This window comes from Paraburkholderia sp. GAS334, assembly GCF_050436625.1.
Lineage (GTDB): Bacteria > Pseudomonadota > Gammaproteobacteria > Burkholderiales > Burkholderiaceae > Paraburkholderia.
On sequence record NZ_JBNDMO010000050.1, the window covers coordinates 1 to 19673 of the forward strand.

The window sequence follows — 19673 nt, forward strand, 5'->3', positions numbered from 1 at the left end:
CGTGGTGGATAACTCGCAGCACCCTCAATTGGAGACAGCTGACCCACGGAAAACAGACCACCCAAGGGCTTGACTTCCAATGCCCCATAGAAGTGTGTTGCATCCACCGGTTGAATCCGCCCATGCCAATCAGCCGTTTCAATGATCGAGCGCCAGCGTGAGCGAAGGACCGTTCATGGCCGAACCGGTGTCCTACATTGAACAGGCGGCGTGGCCCGCCGTTGATCGATCCGCATCGGGCCAGCAGTCGACCCTCAACGGACGGTGGACCAGGCGGCACCTGGTCAGCAGGTTACTGGGTACAACGGCCTCCACTCCTTCGGGTCGCTCTGCAGGTCACCGGCCAAGCGGTTGTTCGCGGCAGCAACACGACTTGGCGAATGTCCGCTGGGGGCCGCACGCGGGCACCTTCATTGTGCGATGCGCCGCGTGCAGATTTATGCCTCATTGGCCCACGGTCTCGAATGGCAGCGTCCAGACGGTCACAGTGTTCGTGTTGTCGTCGACCGCTGCAAAGCGCACGAACTCATGCTGCGGTTGTGCGAACGCTATTCCAAACGCACCGTCTGGCGCCGGATCGATGGAAAGCTGCGCGACGAAACGGCCTTGCGGCGTGAATTCGACGATTTCGCTCGGCTGTTTCGGGTCCGCGTTGACCGCGTCGCCGTTCGCGACGAACAGGTGGCCGTTCGGTCCGAGGGTCATCGCGATCGGTCCGCGCAGATGAGCGTTGTCCGCATAGATCAGCACACCCTTGCTGCCGTCGTGCTGCGATTTGCCCGCACCGAAGACGGCGAAGATCGCGTTGTCGGCGGTCGACGCGACATACAGCACGTCGCGCTGTGGATCGTAGGCGAGTCCTGTCGGTCCGACGACCAGTGCTGCCGGATCGCTGCGAAATGTATAGCCGGAGGCGATCTTCGTGGCGCGGTTCAGATGAACGCCGCCATCGTCGATGCTGACGTCGAGCCTCGTGACGGTGCCATCTAACACGTTAGATACAAATACCTTCGCGTGGTCGCCCTGATCGAAGATCGTCAGATCCCAGGGACCGTTGATCTTTGCCATCGTGGGCGTCCATTCCGCAATTTGGCTGCCGCTTCGATTGATCACCAGCAGCGAGCCGGGTTGGATCGTTGCGGACGTGCCGTCCTTGGTCGGTACGCTGCCGACCAGCACGAAGCCGGCCCTGAGCACACCGAGCGCGGTGCTCAGACCGAGACGCGCAGGACCCTGAAAGAACGTGACCGGTTGGTCGTGCGGCACAATCTTGACGATGGTCGTGCCTTTGCCCTGAAGGTTACCTGCGCTCTGCGCGTTGTTGAAATTGGACACGAGCAGATCGCCTGCGGCGATCGTGCCGAAGCGGGGGAAGCCGTCCGGCACGAAGACGGCGCCGTACGGATTGAGGTCGCCGTTGGCGGGGACCGTCGATGAGGTGACGAACGACGGCGGCAGCAACGGCATGAGCTCACCAGCGATAGCGGTGCCCACTGTGGAAAGCGCGAGACCAGTGCCGTATAGCGTGGCCAGCAGCAGACGCTTCAGTGCGCGGCCTCGTCCACGGGCAACGCGCTGGCAGGATTGCCGGTCGATTTTCGGAGTAAGACCTTGTATGACGGGATTCATGACTTGGTTCTCCACGAAAGCCGCGGGGCAGACGCGTCTGTTGTCGCTGCACGCATCGCGTGCCGGCCGCCGCTAGCGAATTTCGCCCGTGTCCGCGCAACGGACGCTAGCACCGCAGTCCTGCGACTCGAACGCGGGCCGCACAGCGTCGGCAGCGGTGGGGCGAATCATGCAAACCAGGCAAACGCAGACCCGTTGCCGGATCGTCCGATGGCAAACTCGAATGCGGGCGAAGCGTGCGCAGTAAACGGTTGGCACGGGCAAATATTCCAGCGTGACTGGCCAAACCGAGGGCGCTTGCCACGCCAGTTCTTGAGTTGATGCAGATGTTGGCCGCTATGGATCGCGGCGTGCCGGGTGTCAGCCTGCTACGACGCGCAGGGCCCACGCACGAGCAGCTGAATGCAACAGGTCGTCGACGAGCGAAGCGTCCGAGCCGGCCTAAGATATTTCTGCCAGAATCGTCGGTCGACTGCATCGATGCGATCCGCCAGTCACGGGTGAGCAACGCCAACATGTCCCAACGGCTCTTCGCACCATGACAAGCCGAGTTTGCCCGGTGGATCAAGGTCTATGGGAAGGTCAATGACGAGATTCCGTCGGCGATCGCCGCACTCATAGCCGAGTTGCGCGCCGATGGGCAACGTCGAGGAGCTGCAAACGTGAAGCGAAGCACCCTGGTGATTCTGGCGCTGGCAGGCGGCGTTACGTCGGCCTCGACGCCTGGACAGGCGTCCGTGCCGAAGGCCGGCCCGACCGCTCCCGCGAGCGACACTGCGATGGCAGCTGCGCCACGCGCTCGCGCCGCTTCACCGACGGGTAGCGCAACGGCTGCCGATGGCGCGGTGTCTGCGACGCGTCCGGTTGGGGAGTCGCCGGCGCTGGCGGCGTCAGCCGGACGAATCGCTCAGCCGCCAACCCGCAGCGAGACGGAAGAGTCCGAGTCTGACGAGTATTGGTACCTCGGCGGCCATCGGATGAAGATCAGCAACGCACTGCTGATTGCGTCTGCCGGGCTGCTTACCGTCTTCACTGGCTTCCTGTGCCGGTCGACGTACAAGTTGTGGCGGGAAACCCGTGCGGGCGTCGCGATTGCCAGGCAAGCGGCGAATGCGGCCGCGCAAAGCGCGCTTGCAGCGCGGTTGAGTGCAGAGGCCTCGGTCGCGGCCGAGCAGCCACGCTGGATCGTCTCCGACATGCGTCTGTTGCTAGAAGACATGAATCCCAACACGGCGCGGCGCGGCGGTAGATTGGTCGTGACGTTGACCAACCACGGTCACACGGCCGCCGAGGTGACGCGCGCTGCGTTGTGCTGGAAGCTCGTGGCGCAGCTCGACCCGAAGCCGCGCTATCCGGGCGGCGCTATTGACGATCCCGGCGCGTTTGGCAACATCGTGAAGCAGGGAGAATCGTACAGCCTTGCCGAGTCCTTAAGCCTAAGTGGCGACGACGTGGATTGCATCAGGAAGGGCGGGACCCACCTGTGGGTGTTTGGCTACGTCGCGTATCGCGATTTCCTCGATCACCACTGGCGCAAAGGGTTTGTCGGTGTACTCGATCCGACGTCGACTCGGTGGTATCCGACCAGCGGCAACGGTGGCGGAACGCTTCGACAACCGGGGCTCCTGGCCGGCGCGGAAGCCTACACCTACACTCTGCCCGACGGGATTGACGAAGCGCCGGAGTCCGCGCGATGAGCCATCGCAGGCTGAAACCACGATCGAAGGGCCAATCGCCTCCTACCGCGGTCTCGGATCATGGGGTTGTTCCGACATTCGGCGGCGAACAGTAGCCAGATTGCAAACGATCAACCAAGCGACGGTGCGCGGCCACCTGTGGCCCGACTGCTGTCTGTCGTGAGGAGCATGACGGCGCTATGATGGGCCGGATACGCGAAAAGGGGGTATTTAGAGGCAACCGTCATGGTGCGCGGCAGACCCAGCGTGGGCAATGTGGGATTGCAAGCATCCCGAGCAAAGCCCCGATCTTCTGACGGTGGCGGCGGAGCATGGCGGACCGGCGAGAGGCCGACAAGAATAGTACGCGAAACATTTATGACAGTTCGTACGGACTTTCCGTCAGGCGGAAAGCCAGTGCGGGAGTCCGCCCGGGCCACTGTCTCGCCGCGATCACCGCCCGGCACGTGAAAGTGCTTCTGCCGCCGGATCGCCCGGCGGCGTCTTCAGGACTTCACCCCCCAAGCGCCCGACGACACTCATCGGCGCATGTCCGCCACGACTTCATGAACGCCTTGCAGGGCGCGTGCTTGTCAGCGTGCTTCTTGCATTCTGCCTCGCAATCATTGCTCGCGCCCATCGTGACCTTGGCGAGACCCGGAAACGCGGCGCCCACGAGGAAGACGTTGCCGCTATCGTCCCATGTAAGCACCGGGTCGGAAACACCAGTCCAGCCGGGTGTTGCCAGATTCGCGGAATCGTGCCATGTGATGCCGGCGTCGGTGGAATAGACCGTCGCCGAGGTGAAATCATAGGCCGCGATGCTTTGCACTTCCTCGACGCGCCAACCAGTTGCTGCGGGTTGTTGGGGTCATGGCGATAGTGCCTTCGCCTCTCGCATCGTTTGGACTGGCGAGTCACCTGAGTGTTGGCCATCGCCGGCGCTCACTATCCTTTTCGTGCGCGCCTGCTCATGGATCCGCACGGCTCGCGCCTGCGCAAACTGGCGCGACCCGATCGCGCCCGTCAGACACGAAGCGCACCGCCACTGACCTAACACGATCCACCGCCGTCGATACGGTGGATCGCGCATGCCGCTCACGCTGACGGACAGCTACGCTCGTCTATCCGTGGTTGTATTGCATCGCGCGAAAATGCGAGCGCAGATGACGGCCGGCACGATATAAGTCAGCACGTTGGTGAACTCTTGCACAACGCGCTGGTCGGCTATCCTTTGCCTTCAAGACGCTTTACTTCCTGTTGAGCTACGTGCGCTATCATGGCCATGGCTGCCTTCTGAATGCCGATACCCCCGGGGCTGGCGACCAGCGTGGCGATCCGCTGGATCGCGACACCCAGCAGAATATCCAGTTCGGGTCCCCAGGGCGGAATGTGAATGATATGCCCGCCCACGATCTCGTCGCCACCGCCGTCCTGAATGATGCCGTCCAGAATCTGGGCGACCTCCCCATACAGGCCGGGCGGAATCTTGAGCATTGCATGGGCCCGGACGATGTCAGTCCAGAGTTCCTGGATGCCGGTCCGCGTGTCCGTCCAGAGCGGATAGAATCCCCGCGTACTGGCGTCCAGCCCGAAGTAGTCGCCGATGAAGGTCACGCTGGAATCAATGGGGGTGGCGTCCGCGTGGTGGCTCCAGGGAGCGTCCACTGCCGGATCCCACGGCTGGTCAGTCAGGGTCGCATGATCGAACGAAGTTCCGCCGTCAACCGACTGGGCGATGATCACATCGATGAGCGGCGTCGATGGCTTGGGTCCGAACTCGTAGAAAGCGCACCCGATCACGCCGCTGGGATCGGTGACGATCTGCGGGTGAAAGTGCTGAAAACCAGCGGGTAGCGGTCCTCCCAGCAGCGGCTTTCCCGAGAAACCGGTGGGCCAGCTGGCACCACCGTCAGTCGAAACTGCGCAGTAGACACGGGACACGCCTTCGCGGAAGTCGGCCCACGCCACGGCGACCGTGCTCCCGAAGACGCAGGCCGATGGTATCGTCAGCACGCGAAAGTTCCCGCCGGGCAACACCGGCCACCCATGAATCGTCGGCAATGCGGCGTCGAGCGTGGTAACGCCCGTGGCTGGCGACACGGCGGGCGCAAAACTGTCGCCGCCATCTGTCGATACGACCATCTTGATCTCGCTTCCCGCGATCCAGACGATATAGATGTCGCCGTTGGCGGCGACGTTGATCTCGGGTGAAAACGAATCATTGACGAGTATCGTTCCAGCAGGCGTTGCTCCTGCTCCTGTCCCGACCCACGTCGCGCCATGATCTTTGGTGCGCGCAAAACGCATGTCGGATCCGTCGTCCCAGACCGCATAGACGCGGCCATGAAACGGACTGGCCGGGTTCGTGTCGCCGGCCGCCCACTGCTTGTCGTCACCAACGCTGTTGTGGATCGGGTTCGGAGCACTCCAGGTCTGTCCACCATCCGTTGACCGGTAGATTACGATGCCAACGGTATCGAAGGTCGGCGGATTGTTACCCGACAGACCGACCAGATAAACGTTGCCCACGTCATCCCATGCAAGAGCAGGGTCAGTGAGAAGCGTAAAGCCGGATAGCGTAAAGGCGGCAGAATCATGCCATGAGAGACCACCATCCGTTGAGTATTCGGTGGCCAGAACGAAGTCGTAGTTGTGAATGTCCCGGAACTTCTTGGAGCCCGCCACGATCTGCTTCGGGTTATTGGGATTGACGGCGACATTGCTTTCGCTTCTCGCGTTGTTCAAGCTCGCGTCGTGTGTGACCTGGATATTCGACATGATCTCCCCTTATCGGTTCTTCGAAAGGTCGAGCGATTACCCCGCGCCAAACCTTCATTCACGGGGTGGTCACGAATGCACGACCAGAACCATCTGGCCGGTGAAGCCTTGCAGCCCGGCGTGGCCAACCCAGGTAAGAAATGTGTTTCGCAACATCATGGTTAAAGAACGGCGCAGGCAGGTCGATTTTGTAAAGCGCATTCAGTAAAGGCCAGAACTTGGATCATCCGTGGCTTCACCGCCCCTTTTTGCGCGCCGCAGAAGCAGGTTGTTTCGGTTCGTGGTTCGCGTGCCTGACGTGGCCGCGAACGAGCTCCAGGATGGCGCTGCCCGTGGTGACATGGCCGTCGTTGCGCTGGAAGACGGTCACTTTGGTCGGCGCGTCGAGATCGAATGCCTTGGGGAGCTTGAGCGACAGCGTCAGGCGAAGCGTCTGCCCTGGCTCAACTGCAAAGCCGACTCCAGCCACTCGATGGGTCAGGTTCCAATGCTTGCCTGAAAGCTTGGCGCCGTGCATGTGATTCCCGTCAGGTACAGGCGGCTTCTCCCCCTTCCTGGGCGGAAGGACTTCTAGCTTCATCGGAACGTCGTCCAGCCTGTGACCCCTGTGGACGATGACCTCGATCAGCTTTGCATGGCTGTACGGGCTGCCAATGATGAAGGGCAACTCGATCAGGCTCTCGGCGTCGGCGAAGACATGTGCGTATGACAGGTTGCGCTGACAGATGTTATTGTCGCCCCAGAAGTAGCTGCCGTAATCGCACGTACCGGGCGCGACCAGCTGTGGGGCGCCATTGGGGCCACCTGCGGAGTCGTTATTGTTTCCGCGCGCCTCTGCCAGGAGGCATGGATGCCAGGTTCCCTCCTGAGGAATCTGAATGGCAGGCCAGCGAACGGGTCCGAAGATACGGGTGGCGCCCACCGCCAGATTCATCGGCGCACTCTCACCGAGGTACAGGTGCCTCTGCTGGACCGCCGCCGTCTGCCAGTCGCCCGGATACCAATCCTGCGGATAACGAAACTCCAGCCCAGGCAGCGCATCGAGCGCGGGATAGTTGCCAACGGTGACAGCGAGCGTGACATTCTCTGCGGGATTGGGCCCGAGGTTGGTGATCTTGCCGTAGATGAAATGGTCCGTCACACCGTCGCGCAGCAGATCCTGATCGACCCAGACGGCGTTGCCGTCCTGCTGCCGGCGCACGATCAGATCCGGAGCCTCCCAGTGATTACCGGGTGACGGTACCGTTCCCGTGTCGCTCGAGGAATCCCGGATGTAGACGTTCGCGGGCCGGACCGCGACGCGCGCCGTGAACATTTCCTGGGTTCCGGTGCGCGTGTCCATCCAGAACGGGAAGAAACCGAGCGGGCTCGCGGCCAGACCGAAGTAATCGCCAATGAAGGTGACGTTGGGATCTCCGTGCGCCCAGACGGCATCCACTGTGGGGTCCCACGGCATCTCGGTCACCGTGGCCCGATCCACGAAGGTTGCCGCGTTGTCGGCCGACGCTGTCAGGACAACGTCGATCAGCGGCGTCGTGCCGCCTCCCTTCGGCCCGAAGAGATAGAAATCGCAGCCGACGTCCCCCTGTGGCGTGCAGGCAAGCTGCGGCTGGAACTCGTGTTGATCAGGGGCAGAGACAGCGCCGCCGCTCATCAGCGGCATGCCGGAGCCACTGCCCGCCTGCCAGACGGCGCCGCGATTGTTGGAGCGCGCATAGTAGATGCGGGCGACTCCCTGTCGATAGTCGGCCCAGGCAACAATCAGGTCGGTCGCATTGACGCCGACACAGGCCGTCGCGACCGTGGGCGTCCGGAAAGTGCCACCGGGTAGCTGGCCGGGCAAGCCCGTGATTCCGCTCGCGACCGTGGCCGGGTTCGAGAACGAATCCCCGCCATCGGTGGATTTGACGAACTGCATGTCGGTGCCGGCGATGAAGAAGATGTAGACGCTACTGTCCGCGGCCACGACGACCTGGGGCCCGAACGATGCCGGCGCAAGCGACGTTCCGACCGGGTTCGCTCCGGTCCCGCGCCAGCTGGTTCCGTAGTCAATCGTGCGCCCGAAGAGCATGCCACCCGGCCCGTCCCAGGCGGTGTAAACACGGCCATGATAGGGGCTACCGGGATTGGTGTCGCCTGCGGCCGACTGCTTGTCGTCGCCAGGCGCCGAGTGAATGAGGTTCGGAGCGGACCAGGTCAAACCGCCATCCGTAGACTTGTACACGGCGATCGCCATCGGCTCGGCTCCCTGAAACGGAAGAGCGACGAGATATACGCCGCCGACGTCGTCGAAGGCGACCGTCGGATCCGAAACTCCGTCCCAGCCCGCGAGGAGCCCGAGGGGCGCAGCCTCCTGCCACGATCGACCCGCGTCGAATGTCGAATACGCTGCGAGCGAGAACGCATAGGTGTGCGGGTCGGTGAACCGTTTGGACGATCCGACCATGTTGTACGGATTGGTCGGATTGACTTCTATTGTCGATTCGCTTCGGTCATTGCTGGGGCTGGCATCGCAGGTGACGCGGATGTTGTATCTTGGTCCAAGAATGAGCGGTAGCATTGTTGCCCCCGGGAGGTGGCGGATGGAGCGCGGAGAGAGTTACCCAAAGCGTTCCCGCATGTGCCGGCAGAACTGCTTCGAAGGACAGCCTTGGCGGGTTGCAATCACTCGGGTCGATGCTCGAAGTGCGCCGGTGGATAGTGCGCGGTTATCCCAGGCGAACGGTGAGGCTGTTCGCGGCTGAGCCCACACGGTGACACGAATACGCCCGGATCACGCCTGATCGGCCAGTACTTCCATGTCCCTTTCGCCGCTAAGAATTTGTGGTCGCGCTCTTCAGCGTACAGAATCGCCGCAACAAGTCTATGTTTAGAAGAAGATGGCAATAATGCAAGGCAATTCTTTCCACTTTTTTTAATGGTGTATACGAGTTCTTGATCGCCCTGACCGCCCGTTTGACCTGTTTGGAAGACACGCGCCGCGGACGCCAGGTTCATCAAGCGCCACAAGACGCTGGAGATTTGGCCTGGTAGTGGCGACTGCGGACTACAAGTCGTGCACCTGCCGATGCAACCAATCTCTACCATCTTGTCGATCGTGACAATTATGCTGAGCGCTTTATTATTTACATGAATAACTAGACTTAAGAAAAGTCTACTTGAACAATCCGATGCTGTTGCCTTTACTACGAAGTAACCTAAAGAGCGTCCTCGAATCATTTTCGGTGAGCAGAGGGTGCGCATTGTCCATAAGTTGAAAATGACGATTTAATGACGGTTATGTAAGTTCTCGATTTTTTGGCGACGTTTTCGTATGCAATCCTTATCATCGTCATGCCGTAGACAACGGGCGACTTTCATTAATGACAATCGATGAAGCCCTTCTCAAGGATGTCAGGTCCAGGGTACGGCGGTGAGAGACGCGACCGGGATGTCAAAGAAGAGGAGAACACATGGCAACGGAGACTGAAAGAGTGGACCGGCTCGTCGAGGAATCGAGCTATGTCTTCAAGGCAACGGTTACGCAACTCAACGCTTCGAACGAGCCCGCCGTCCGTCCCGGTCCCGGGCTGATCGTCGCGCACGTCGACGAAGCGTTCCGGGCGAGCCCGTCAGTTGGCGTCGGTGGCCTTCGCGGTCGGGAGGTCACGATGCTCCTCGCGGGCAGTGCGCCGGCTCTCGGCGACAAGTTGCTCGTGTTTGCCACGGATTGGCTGTACGGGGTGCAGATCGCCTTGCGCGAAGTAGACCACCTCAAGGCGACGGCGCAGGCCGAAAAAGAGGTGGCAGAAGCGGTGGAACGACTACCGATTCGCCGTTTGGAGGCTAGACTCGACGGCGCCGTGCTGGTTGTAGACGGCGAGGTGGAGAGTATAGGGGCCAGTCCGGTTCCGGATGGTTCCATGCTTCGTTCGCCAAACTACCGTCTCGCGGTCGTGCGCGTTGTGTCGACGCTTAAGGGCAAGGGCGGAGAACGCGTAAGTGTGCTGTTCCCGACCAATCCCGCTCCCCCGTGGCGCGTTGCTCCCCGGCTCAAGGAGCATGAGGCCGCGATCTTCATTCTCCGTCACGAAACGGCGCTGAAAGCTCCGGAGCACTTTCTGACGGCGCTCGACCCGGACGATGTGCAATCGCGGGACTTGCTTCGCGAGATTAAATCGCTTCTGAAACAATAAGCCGCGGCGCAAGAATCTGGGCGTCATCGATTTCGCAGTGGACCTCGTCCAGAAGGAGACAGCGATGGTCACCAAGATCACGGTCGTGAACATGATCCCGCAGTCTCAGAGCAATGAGAGCAATGACGATTCAGAGACCAATATCGCGGTGGACCCCGCCAATCCGCGCATTATCGGGGCGACCGCGTTCACGGCCACGCCCACCGCTGTTATCTTTCTCTCGAGCGACGGTGGAGAAACGTGGGCAGAAGCGGGAATCGTTCCCGCTTCCACCAACGACTATAACGCGAAGTTCAGCCGGAACGCGCTCTATTGCGGCGACCTCGTCGGCGCGCCGCTGGCGGTGTTCGGAACGACCAACGCGTTTTCCGGCGCGCCGATGGTCCAGATCGACACCGAGCCCAACATCGATCAGCCATGGATGGCAGTCGAGACGGTTCGAAAGGGGCCCGACGCGGGCAAGGATCGAGTCTACGCCGCTTACACCAACTGGAATTTCGTCACTTCGGTCGCGACGATCGACGTCTGCCAGGACGGAACGGCCTTGGCCCCCGTCTTTAATTCGGTTCAGTTGCAAAATCGCGCCGTGACCCGGAACGCCCCGTCCGTTCGGCCCGCGATCCATGACGACGGCACCGTCTATGCGGCCTATTTCGATTGGCGTGCGGCGCTTGTGCCACCTACATGGGGTTCGACGATCTCGGACGTCGTCGTGGCGCGGGACGATAACTGGGGATCGGGCGGCTTCCAGGACCTTGTCGATTCCAGTGACTCGCATTTCGGCGTGCGGGTTGCCACAGGGTTCAATGCCAACTTCAACGGCTCGCTTGGCCCGGACCGGTTCGGCTCCGACCTCGCTCTCGCCGTCGATCCGCGGCCAAAGCACAGCGGGCGGGCCTGGGTCGCCTGGTGCGATATGCAGGGGACGAGCTACACCCTTCACGTACGCCGGTCGACCGATCATGGCAAGACGTGGTCGTCCGAGCTCCTCACGGTTTCGAACGCCAAGAACCCCGGCCTCGCTGTCAGCAGCGACGGCAGGGTTGGCGTCTTGTACCAACGGTTGACGGGACCGGGCGGGGCGCAGCGCTGGGAGCACCACGTGCAGTTCACCCGGAACGGCGTGGACTGGCATGATGTCCTGCTCGCGAACACGGCGGCCACAAACTGGACTGGAGACTACAACGGTCTCCAGGCGCACGGGCGTGATTTCTACGGTACGTTCGCCACTGACAACACGCCGGACCTGGCGAACTTTCCCCATGGCGTTCGCTACCAGCGGAACGTCAACTTCACGACGAAACAACTCCTGGACCTCGCCGGTAACCCTGTAATTGCGCCGTCGATTGATCCGTTTTTCTTCAAGATCTCGTGGCATGAAGATGAAGAGGAAGGCGAGGAGCGCGGGTTTGGTGGCTTCGAGCGCCTCGAGATCGACGGTCTGAAGTATGAAAAGGTGTCGATCAGGAAGCTGAGGCTTGAACGCGTCGCGGAAGAGGACAAGGGCGACGAGCACCTGGGGGGAAAGACTCGTGGGATGTCGCGGCTGCTATGGCGGATCATCGACAGCATCGAGCGTGAAGAGGAGGAGGATGAAGACGAGTAGACCGCATAATCTGTCGGTCACCCACTGCGGACCCGGTAGCGTTTCACGAGGAGCGTGTCGCGTCTGAAATCATGCCACGCGTGATCCCTGGGCGGGGTGGTCCCGCGGCCCTCACGGTCAGCCGTGCTGCCAGACCTTGACCGACGAAAGCACCACACCAGAATCGCTGCGAGAACTGGCAGCAGAACAGCGCTGGAGACCAAGCCGAGCAACTGGGCGCCCACAAACGCGCCCCCAATCGAGCCGGCCGCCATCAGGACCACGACCGCCCGGTTCTGTCCCAGGACGGCAAAGCTGCGGTCCTGGCTGTAGCGCACAAACCCCGTGAGCATTGTCCGCATTGTTTACCACGAGACTCAGGCTGCCTGCGAGCTTGATGTCGATACCAAAGAGCAGCACCAACGTCGGCACCAACAGTTCGCCGCCGGCGACACCCATCAGTGCGGCAACTTTGCCACTAGCGAAGCCAGCGATGACGCTGAGCGTAACCTGCATGACGGCCGTGACGAGCAATGCACCGTGCCGCGTTGCGTCGTGGCCGAACAGCAGGATCAGGGCAATCGCGACGAGCAGGACGGTGATCACCCGATACAGCAGCTGCGGGCGCGTCCGCGTTACCCAGTTGGCACCCTGCGATGCGCCTAGGAGGCTACCGGCCAACAGGTTCACGATGACCAGGCCAATGCGCGACCACGGCCCTTCACGGAACCGTCTGTGCCCGAAACGGTAGTGATGAAGCGACAACGACAAGGCTCTTAGCCTTGTTGAGAATCACCGCGTCCAGCGCAGTGAACTGAAACGCACCGATGAGCAGCGGCAAGCGGAAACACCGCACCGCGGAGACCGACAGGGTCGCCTAACGTGCCGATCACAGCACCCGCACCCACAACAGCCGGTCGAGTGTTTTTCATGTCCATTGCTTGTGTCTGTGGAGTTCGCTACGACGCAATCTAAGCCGTGCTATCGCGCTCGTTGCTGCGCTTCACGACGCTGCAATGTATTGGTCGCGGATTGCAACGCGAACGAGATCGCGAGCAGCGCCAGTGCACATAGATTGGCGTGGTCCTAATTAAGCTTTCGCGCTTCGTCGCAGAGTGCGATCGACGCAACCCGTGCGCGGCCAGGTATATTGCCCCCGGCCATCAGCGCGAACCCGAACTCGCCTACACACGTCGTGCCCGAATAGCGTGCCGCCTCCCAACAACAAGCCGATCTGGGGGCAGAGTGGACCGTCAGCAAGCGATTCGAGCGGTTCGGCAAGGACAGAACTGGCGACGACTCAAACACCTTAACGTATCTACGAAAAAATCCGTTTCTTGAGATGCCCCCTGATTGATAAGTGTGGCGACGAACACACCAAGGATAATGGGAATGGGCTTGCAATATCGCGCAGCCAGTACGAGGGACAGGAGTTGAGTCTTGTCGCCGATTTCGGCGAGACCAACCACACTGGTTGAAACAAGAAAGGACTGCGTGGGTTGTTGTAGCCGGGCCGCGCTGACGGAACGCGATGACGCGCATTCCGGCGACCCGGTCAGGTCGGAATGCGTGTCATCGGTCTTGCCAGGCACTTGGCTGCGCGCGCCATGGCGCGTCTCTCGACTCGCCAAGTGTGTTGACGTGCGCCCTCGAACCTTGCAGTCGAGGCGGCTACTCCCCAATGAGCGGGTACGATTTCTATCGCGGTGCGTGTTACAGAAACAAGTCGCCTGAATGGAATCGTGGCGGAGGCTGCGCCCGCGAGTTGGAATCAGTTATCCGAAGTTGCGGGCTCCGCAGGCAACTCGGGGGAGTCCCGTTGCAGCTTGGCCTGTCGCTGCGCCCGGTCGTTAATCACCTGATGGCGCCGGTGGTCGGTCATCTTCTTCCACCCCCGAATCTCGTCGAGCGTACGAAAACATCCAACGCACAATCTGGTCTTGCCATCGAAGGCGCACACATCGACGCACGGTGACCTGACTGCCATGGGTCAGGCCACCGCATGCGCGGGTTGCACTTCGACGGTGACATGCGACAGTCCCCTGAAGCGTCCGAGCACCACATGATAGAAGCGCGAGTCTCGCTGGGACTCACTGGTCGCGACCGACACGACAGCGCTCATGTGACCCGGACCCACCCGCCATACATGCAGGTCGACAACCTTGTCACCACGGTCCTCGATAGCGTGACGCACGTTCTCCGCCATACGCCGGTCCGGACTCATGTCGAGCAGGATTGCGCCAGTATCTCGCATCAACCCGTACGACCAGTTTGCAATCACCAGTGCCCCGATGATGCCCGCCAACGGGTCCATCCACAGCCAGCCAAACGCGCGCGCCAGTACCAGGCCGATAATCGCCAGCACCGAGACCGCTGCATCGGCTATCACGTGGATGTATGCAGACCTGATGTTGTGGTCGCGAGTCGCGGCGTCATGCACGTCGGGGCCGTGCTCGTGCTCTTCGAATTCAACCTCGTGCTCGCCATCCGGCATCCGCACGATGGCCTTGAAGGCGTGTGGCTCGGGAATGTCTTCCTTCGATTCCAGATAACCGCCGCGGTCCGACAGCGCGAATACCTGTTGCGTCCCATCGGGTCGTACCGTCGTCACGGACATCGCCGAAGCGTCCAGTCGCGAACCCTCCGTCGCAGGCGTAATCCGGAAAACGGGCGGCACGCCATCCTCGAAGATGGACACGGCAAACACGCCGGATGGGGCGAAAATCTTCTGCACCTCCTCTTCGTGAGCGTGGTCATCATGGTCATGGCCATGTCCGTGGCTTTGACCGTGGCTGTGCCCGTGGCTGTGTCCGTGATCGCCGCCGCTCAGCAGCCACACGCTCGCTAGGTTGACCAGCAGGCCAACCACCGCGATGGGAATTGCTTCACCGAAGTGAATGGGTACCGGCGACAGAAAGCGCGAAACCGCCTCGTAGCCAATCAGCAACGCAATCATCGCGAGCACGATGGCACTGGTGAATCCCGCGAGGTCGCCCAGCTTGCCGGTCCCGAACACGAAGCGGGAATCGGAGGCATGTTTCCGCGCATAGGTATACGCGAGCGCAGCAATCAGCATTGCCCCGGCATGCGTCGACATGTGCAGACCATCGGCGACGAGCGCGAGCGAGCCGAACATACTGCCGCCCACGATTTCAATCAGCATCATCGCGCTGCACAGCGCAATCACAGCCCACGTCTTGCGCTCGTTCTTTTCATGACCGGCACCCAGAAAGATGTGGTCATGTCCTGCGCCGAATGCGGCGTCTTTAAAATCACTCATGTCAGGCTCTACTTGAAATAACTGTGAACGACTTCGATGAGCTGGTCAGTCGCGCTGCCGGCCGGCTCTTCGTTGGTATCTGCATCGACGAGGTGCGTGCGGATATGGTCCTCGAGCACCACGGCCAGCAGGCCGTTCATCGCCCCGCGACAGCTCGTAATTTGCTGCAGCACGTCGACGCATCCCTGCTCCTGTTCGAGCGCCCGCTCAATGGCTTCGACCTGCCCCTTGATGCGGCGGACCCGGTTGAGTAGCTTCTGTTTCTCGCGAATAGTGTGGCTCATTGATGACCTCCGATATACCGTGGGGGAGTATATCTCAGATAGGGTAGAGGGGTATATCAACTCCTGCTAACGAAAGCTTGTTGAAAGAACGAGGTTACGTTAGACTCTGCTTCGTCTTTTGGGGAGTAGCCTTCCTTCCGCCCCGGGAGGAGAGCGCGTCAACATACTCGGCCCTTGGCCGTGGCGCACTCGACCGGTTCGGTTTGGCGAGACCATGGGTGCATTGCGTCGTTCCTGGTCGGACGGCGGCGGATGCGCCATGGTTCGTCAACGTCCGACCCCGGAGGGCTCATGTGCTTCCCAACTTCCCGCTCCAACCCCACCCGATTTGCGCTCGCGCCTAGTCGCACCGGCGGAGGTGCCGCATGACGCAGTTGTTCCTTGAACTGGTTCTCATGCTGGCCGTCATCCTGGTCGCAGCCGAGGTATTCACGAGCGCTCTCGAACATCTTGGCGAGCGCCTCAAAATTTCCGAAGGCGTGACCGGCTCGCTCTTTGGCGCCGTGGGGACCGCGCTGCCCGAGACGATGGTGCCGTTGCTGGCCCTGGCTGGCGGCACATCGAGCAAAAGCGTCAATGCGGAAATCGGCGTCGGTGCCATCCTCGGGGCACCGCTGATGCTGACCACACTGACGACGTTCCTGATGACGCTCGCCATCGTTCGTACACGTGGTTTGCACGGGACCGTTGCGCCGGAGCGAACCGGCTTCGTGCGAGACGCGAACTATTTTCTTGCCGCGTTCGGGCTCGCCGCTGTGGCGATGTTTGTGCCGCACGACGAGTGGTACGTGCGCGCGCTATTTAGCGTTGGACTGGTCGGTATCTACGTGCTGTATGTGGTGATGACGTTTCGCGCGTCGGAAAAGCTTGTCGAAAACGGACACGGCACGGAAGCCCCGGACACCATGTTTCTGGCGCGACTTGGGGTTCCGGTCAACCTCCTGACCATCATCGTGCAACTGGCGATCGGCGTGGCGCTGCTTGTGGGTGGCGCAAAAGGCTTCATTCACGGCGTGAAAGGCGTGTCACATGCGCTTGGCATCTCGGCACTGCTGCTGTTGTCGCTCATCATCATTCCGATTGCGACTGAACTGCCCGAGAAGGTGAACAGTATCCTATGGATTCGGCGAAAGAAGGACACACTCGCCTTTGGCAACATCACCGGAGCCATGGTGTTTCAGGGCACTGCTGCCCGCCATCGGCATCATGCTGACGCCTTGGGAGCCGCGTGTGGAGGTGCTGACGGGCGTCATCATCACGCTGATTGCCGCCGGATGGTCACGCGCTAACGCGCGCGCAGGCGGCCTCGCAGTCTGGGCGTTGCTGATAAACGGATTGTTCTACATGAGCTATCTTTTCATTACATTGACGCGATAGCCGCTCACCGCGGGACACACGCTTCCATGCATGTACATCTGGATGCCGGCTTCACGGCGACATTGTTGTGCGCAAACAGTTGCGACGCACAGATGTACATCGGAATTTCGCAAAGCTTGACCCGTGCGTAACCGCCGAGTATTTCAATGCTCCTGCAGGTTGAGGCGCGGTCGCCGTAGCCGCGATCTGAACTTCGCGCACGGGGCGGTTGCCATTCTCAATACGGGTTGCCAATGGATGGCAGCGCTAATGGTATATCGATAAAGATTGGAAGAACCACCCACCCTTGATCCTGCGTATTCGCTGCCACTGTTCGACGACGACTTCAGGGAAAGTCCGAAGTCGATTGCACTCGCCTTCAGCGCGTCGACGTTTTGCGCTGCCAGGTATCGATCAACGGCATCGCGCCGAGCCCCCGTAGCCATGCATGGTCGGCAAGCGCGAGCATTTCCCGGTCGCCCCGGCTATCGCCGTATGCGTACAGCACGTGCGGCGGATCGCTGGCGAACCAGTGTTGCAGCCGCCGCACTTTCTCCGTCCCCCAGCAGTTCGGCGAGGCGAAGTGGCCGGAGAACCGGCCATCGCGAAATTCGAGCTCCGTCGCGAGCACCGCGTCGAAACCCGCGCCCATCGCCCAATGCTTCAGGTACAGCGCGGGCGAGGCGCTGACCAGGACCAGCCGGTGACCACAACGCTTATGCTCGCGGATCCGCATGCCCATTTCAGAGCGGATCAGGGCTGGCAGCCGGCGAGCGGCGTACCCCTGTGCCGCCGCTTCCAGGTCGTCCTGGGTCATGCCGCCGAGCGTCGCCGCAAGAAAGTGGGCCTTGGCGGATCCCCGATCGCACACACCAGCCAGCAGGCCGACAAGCCACGGTGACGCACGCACGACCCCAACGGCAAACCGGCCGCGGCCGACCGTGTAATGCACGAAGTCACGCAGGCTGTCAGAGGTGGTGATAGTGCCGTCGAAATCGAAGGCGGCAACGGTTTGATTGCGCTGCATCGGTTGGTTGGTGATCATCAGCGCCGCAGCCAGCCGAGATTGATCGGCCGCGCGAGGAGTTTGCGGTACAGCATGATCGCCCATCGCGTCACAGTCATGCCAGCGAGATGCCAGAGCGGCGCGATCAGCACGTACGCCACGCCAGCCATCACGACGGCGCCAAGCATGTCCAGCGGGAAGTGAACCCCGAGAAAGACCCGTGCCCAGGCGACTGAGACTCCGGCCAGCAGCGTGAGCCCGCCCAGCCGGCGCGCGCTTCCCAGCAGCAACGTCAAGGCGATGCCGGCGAACACGGTCGCATGGTCGCTTGGAAACGAAGAGTCCGGCGCATGCGGCAGGAAGGTATGGCCGAGACCGATCATGAACGGACGCGGATGCTGCCACGCGAGGCCGATCAGCTGGTTCGCGCCGATGCCGAGCATCGCGACGAGGCACGCCCGGATGGCGAGACTCCGTTGCGCTTCACTACCCCACAGCCACATCGCGGCCAGCAGCAGCGGAATCAGCCAGATCACGTAGTCGCCGATCAGAATTGCAAAGCCGACCAGCCACGCCGGTGTTGCGGTCGTGCCGTTGATCAGGAGAAACAGCGCCTGGTTGAATGCTTCGAGTGTATTCATTGCAATGAAGTCGTTGATAAAGATCCATCAGGCCCGCGAGGCGGCCTGGCGCGGCGCGAACCAGCACAGCAGCAGCGGCACCACGACGAGCGCCGCGCCAGCAAGAAAGGTCGTCGAGGCGCCAAAGTGGTCCCACAGCCAGCCGGCCAGCGCGCTCGCGAGCAGCATACACACACCGCAGGCCAGGTTGAACACGCCGAACGCGGTCCCGCGCAGCGTCGAAGGGGCCGTCTCGGACACCATCGCGGCGAGGATGCCCTGCGTGAAACCCATGTGCAGGCCCCACACGGCGACGCCAGCGAACACCGACATAACCGACTGCCCCATCCCGAGCAGCAGATCGGCCGCGATCAGCAGCACCATGCCGAGCGCCAGCAGAAGACGCTGATCGAGCCGGTCCGAGAGGATGCCGACCGGATACGCCGACAGCGAATAGGCGAGGCTCATGACGACCATCACGGCGGGAATCCACGCGAGATCCAGCCCCGTCTGCTGCGCGCGCAATACCAGGAACGCTTCGCTGAAGCGGGCGAGCGTGAAGGTTGCGCCGATGGTGACGATGAACCAGTAGCGCGCCGGGAACTCGCGCAGCGCGCGCCAGTGCAACGGGGAGCGAAAGGCTCGCCGCGCCGGCGCATGACCCGATTCGTCGACACCGAACGCGATCAGGCCGATCGCGATGAAGGCCGGCACGACGGCGAACCACAATACCGTACGAATGTGGTGAGCAAACCAGAGCATCAGTGCGATGGCGAGTGCGGGTCCGAGGAACGCGCCGATCGTATCCATCGACTGACGCAATCCAAAACACGCGCCGCGGATTTCTGGTGGGGCCACGTCGGCGACCAGCGCATCGCGGGGTGCGCCGCGAATGCCCTTGCCGACGCGATCGAGCAGGCGCGCCGTGATGACCCAGGCAGGCGAGGTCGCGAGCGGGAACAGCGGCTTCGTCAGCGCCGCCAGCCCGTAGCCGAGCAGCAGCAGGCCCTTGCGCCGCCCGAGCCAGTCGCTGAGCGGCCCGGAGAATACCTTTACGATGAGGGCGGTTGCCTCTGCCGCGCCTTCGAGCACACCGAGCGCGGTCACGCTCATGCCCATTGTGGTCACGAGGAACACCGGCAGCAATGCATGCACCAGTTCGGACGACAGGTCCATGAAGAGGCTCACGAAGCCAAGCGCCCAGACCGTGCGCGGAATGGCGATCCTGGTGGGTGAAGGCGTGTCAGGGGTCATGGCGTGTCACGGGTTAAGGGAGTCCGG

The 19673-nt window shown here is 61.7% G+C and carries 14 protein-coding genes, 2 pseudogenes and 2 riboswitches; of the genes and pseudogenes, 4 read left to right on the forward strand and 12 right to left on the reverse strand.

Annotated features, from left to right (window positions below):
• Positions 1 to 444 precede the first annotated feature (444 nt).
• On the reverse strand, positions 445 to 1629 hold the full coding sequence (locus P3T21_RS36250; RefSeq protein ID WP_429260686.1) for a hypothetical protein: 1185 nt from the start codon (positions 1627 to 1629) through the stop codon (positions 445 to 447).
• Between the two features lie 662 nt (positions 1630 to 2291).
• Here P3T21_RS36250 and P3T21_RS36255 point away from each other — a divergent pair.
• On the forward strand, positions 2292 to 3326 hold the full coding sequence (locus P3T21_RS36255; RefSeq protein ID WP_429260687.1) for a hypothetical protein: 1035 nt from the start codon (positions 2292 to 2294) through the stop codon (positions 3324 to 3326).
• Positions 3327 to 3819: 493 nt separating this feature from the next.
• On the opposite strand, the gene P3T21_RS36260 is transcribed toward P3T21_RS36255, so the two are convergent.
• The 3 genes from P3T21_RS36260 to P3T21_RS36270 form a co-directional block, all read right to left on the reverse strand.
• Positions 3820 to 4137, reverse strand: coding sequence for a hypothetical protein (locus P3T21_RS36260; RefSeq protein WP_429260688.1), 318 nt, complete (start codon positions 4135 to 4137; stop codon positions 3820 to 3822).
• A gap of 395 nt (positions 4138 to 4532) precedes the next feature.
• The gene (locus tag P3T21_RS36265; protein ID WP_429260689.1) at positions 4533 to 6086 is read right to left on the reverse strand and encodes a sialidase family protein; all 1554 of its coding nucleotides are present in this window, start codon (positions 6084 to 6086) and stop codon (positions 4533 to 4535) included.
• Between the two features lie 235 nt (positions 6087 to 6321).
• Positions 6322 to 8646 (reverse strand): sialidase family protein, encoded by a 2325-nt coding sequence (locus P3T21_RS36270; RefSeq protein WP_429260690.1) that lies wholly within the window; start codon positions 8644 to 8646, stop codon positions 6322 to 6324.
• Between the two features lie 892 nt (positions 8647 to 9538).
• Between P3T21_RS36270 and P3T21_RS36275 the strand changes: the two genes are divergently transcribed.
• Positions 9539 to 10261 carry a hypothetical protein gene (locus P3T21_RS36275; protein ID WP_429260691.1) on the forward strand — a complete coding sequence of 241 codons (723 nt, stop codon included), beginning with the start codon at positions 9539 to 9541 and terminating at the stop codon, positions 10259 to 10261.
• Between the two features lie 64 nt (positions 10262 to 10325).
• A complete protein-coding gene (locus P3T21_RS36280) occupies positions 10326 to 11867 on the forward strand; it encodes a sialidase family protein (RefSeq protein ID WP_429260692.1) in 1542 nt (513 codons plus the stop codon).
• Between the two features lie 117 nt (positions 11868 to 11984).
• Here P3T21_RS36280 and P3T21_RS36285 read toward each other — a convergent pair whose 3' ends face one another.
• The 5 genes and pseudogenes from P3T21_RS36285 to P3T21_RS36305 all read right to left on the reverse strand — a co-directional run bounded on the left by P3T21_RS36285 (position 11985) and on the right by P3T21_RS36305 (position 15410).
• Positions 11985 to 12617, reverse strand: a complete 633-nt coding sequence (locus P3T21_RS36285) for a TSUP family transporter (RefSeq protein WP_429260693.1) — start codon at positions 12615 to 12617, stop codon at positions 11985 to 11987.
• 575 nt (positions 12618 to 13192) lie between these two features.
• Positions 13193 to 13315, reverse strand: a pseudogene (locus tag P3T21_RS36290) (TMEM165/GDT1 family protein); the annotation flags it as partial.
• Positions 13316 to 13356: 41 nt separating this feature from the next.
• Positions 13357 to 13538: riboswitch (yybP-ykoY riboswitch) on the reverse strand.
• A gap of 79 nt (positions 13539 to 13617) precedes the next feature.
• Positions 13618 to 13833 (reverse strand): DUF1289 domain-containing protein, encoded by a 216-nt coding sequence (locus P3T21_RS36295; RefSeq protein ID WP_429260694.1) that lies wholly within the window; start codon positions 13831 to 13833, stop codon positions 13618 to 13620.
• A gap of 3 nt (positions 13834 to 13836) precedes the next feature.
• Positions 13837 to 15126, reverse strand: coding sequence for a CDF family Co(II)/Ni(II) efflux transporter DmeF (gene dmeF, locus P3T21_RS36300; protein ID WP_429260695.1), 1290 nt, complete (start codon positions 15124 to 15126; stop codon positions 13837 to 13839).
• An 8-nt stretch (positions 15127 to 15134) separates the two neighbouring features.
• Positions 15135 to 15410, reverse strand: a complete 276-nt coding sequence (locus tag P3T21_RS36305) for a metal/formaldehyde-sensitive transcriptional repressor (RefSeq protein ID WP_429260696.1) — start codon at positions 15408 to 15410, stop codon at positions 15135 to 15137.
• Positions 15411 to 15528: 118 nt separating this feature from the next.
• Positions 15529 to 15695, forward strand: a riboswitch (yybP-ykoY riboswitch).
• An 80-nt stretch (positions 15696 to 15775) separates the two neighbouring features.
• Here P3T21_RS36305 and P3T21_RS36310 point away from each other — a divergent pair.
• Positions 15776 to 16787, forward strand: a pseudogene (locus tag P3T21_RS36310) (sodium:calcium antiporter).
• Positions 16788 to 17145: 358 nt separating this feature from the next.
• Here the strand turns inward: P3T21_RS36310 and P3T21_RS36315 are convergent.
• From P3T21_RS36315 to P3T21_RS36325, 3 genes are read right to left on the reverse strand one after another with little or no spacing between them, the layout of a single operon-like run.
• Complete coding sequence (locus P3T21_RS36315) at positions 17146 to 17811, reverse strand: HAD-IB family hydrolase (RefSeq protein ID WP_429260697.1); 666 nt, start codon at positions 17809 to 17811, stop codon at positions 17146 to 17148.
• Positions 17811 to 18413 carry a phosphatase PAP2 family protein gene (locus tag P3T21_RS36320; RefSeq protein ID WP_429260698.1) on the reverse strand — a complete coding sequence of 201 codons (603 nt, stop codon included), beginning with the start codon at positions 18411 to 18413 and terminating at the stop codon, positions 17811 to 17813. Before P3T21_RS36320 ends, P3T21_RS36315 begins: the two co-directional genes overlap by 1 nt.
• A 27-nt stretch (positions 18414 to 18440) precedes the next feature.
• A complete protein-coding gene (locus P3T21_RS36325) occupies positions 18441 to 19646 on the reverse strand; it encodes an MFS transporter (RefSeq protein WP_429260699.1) in 1206 nt (401 codons plus the stop codon).
• Positions 19647 to 19673 lie beyond the last annotated feature (27 nt).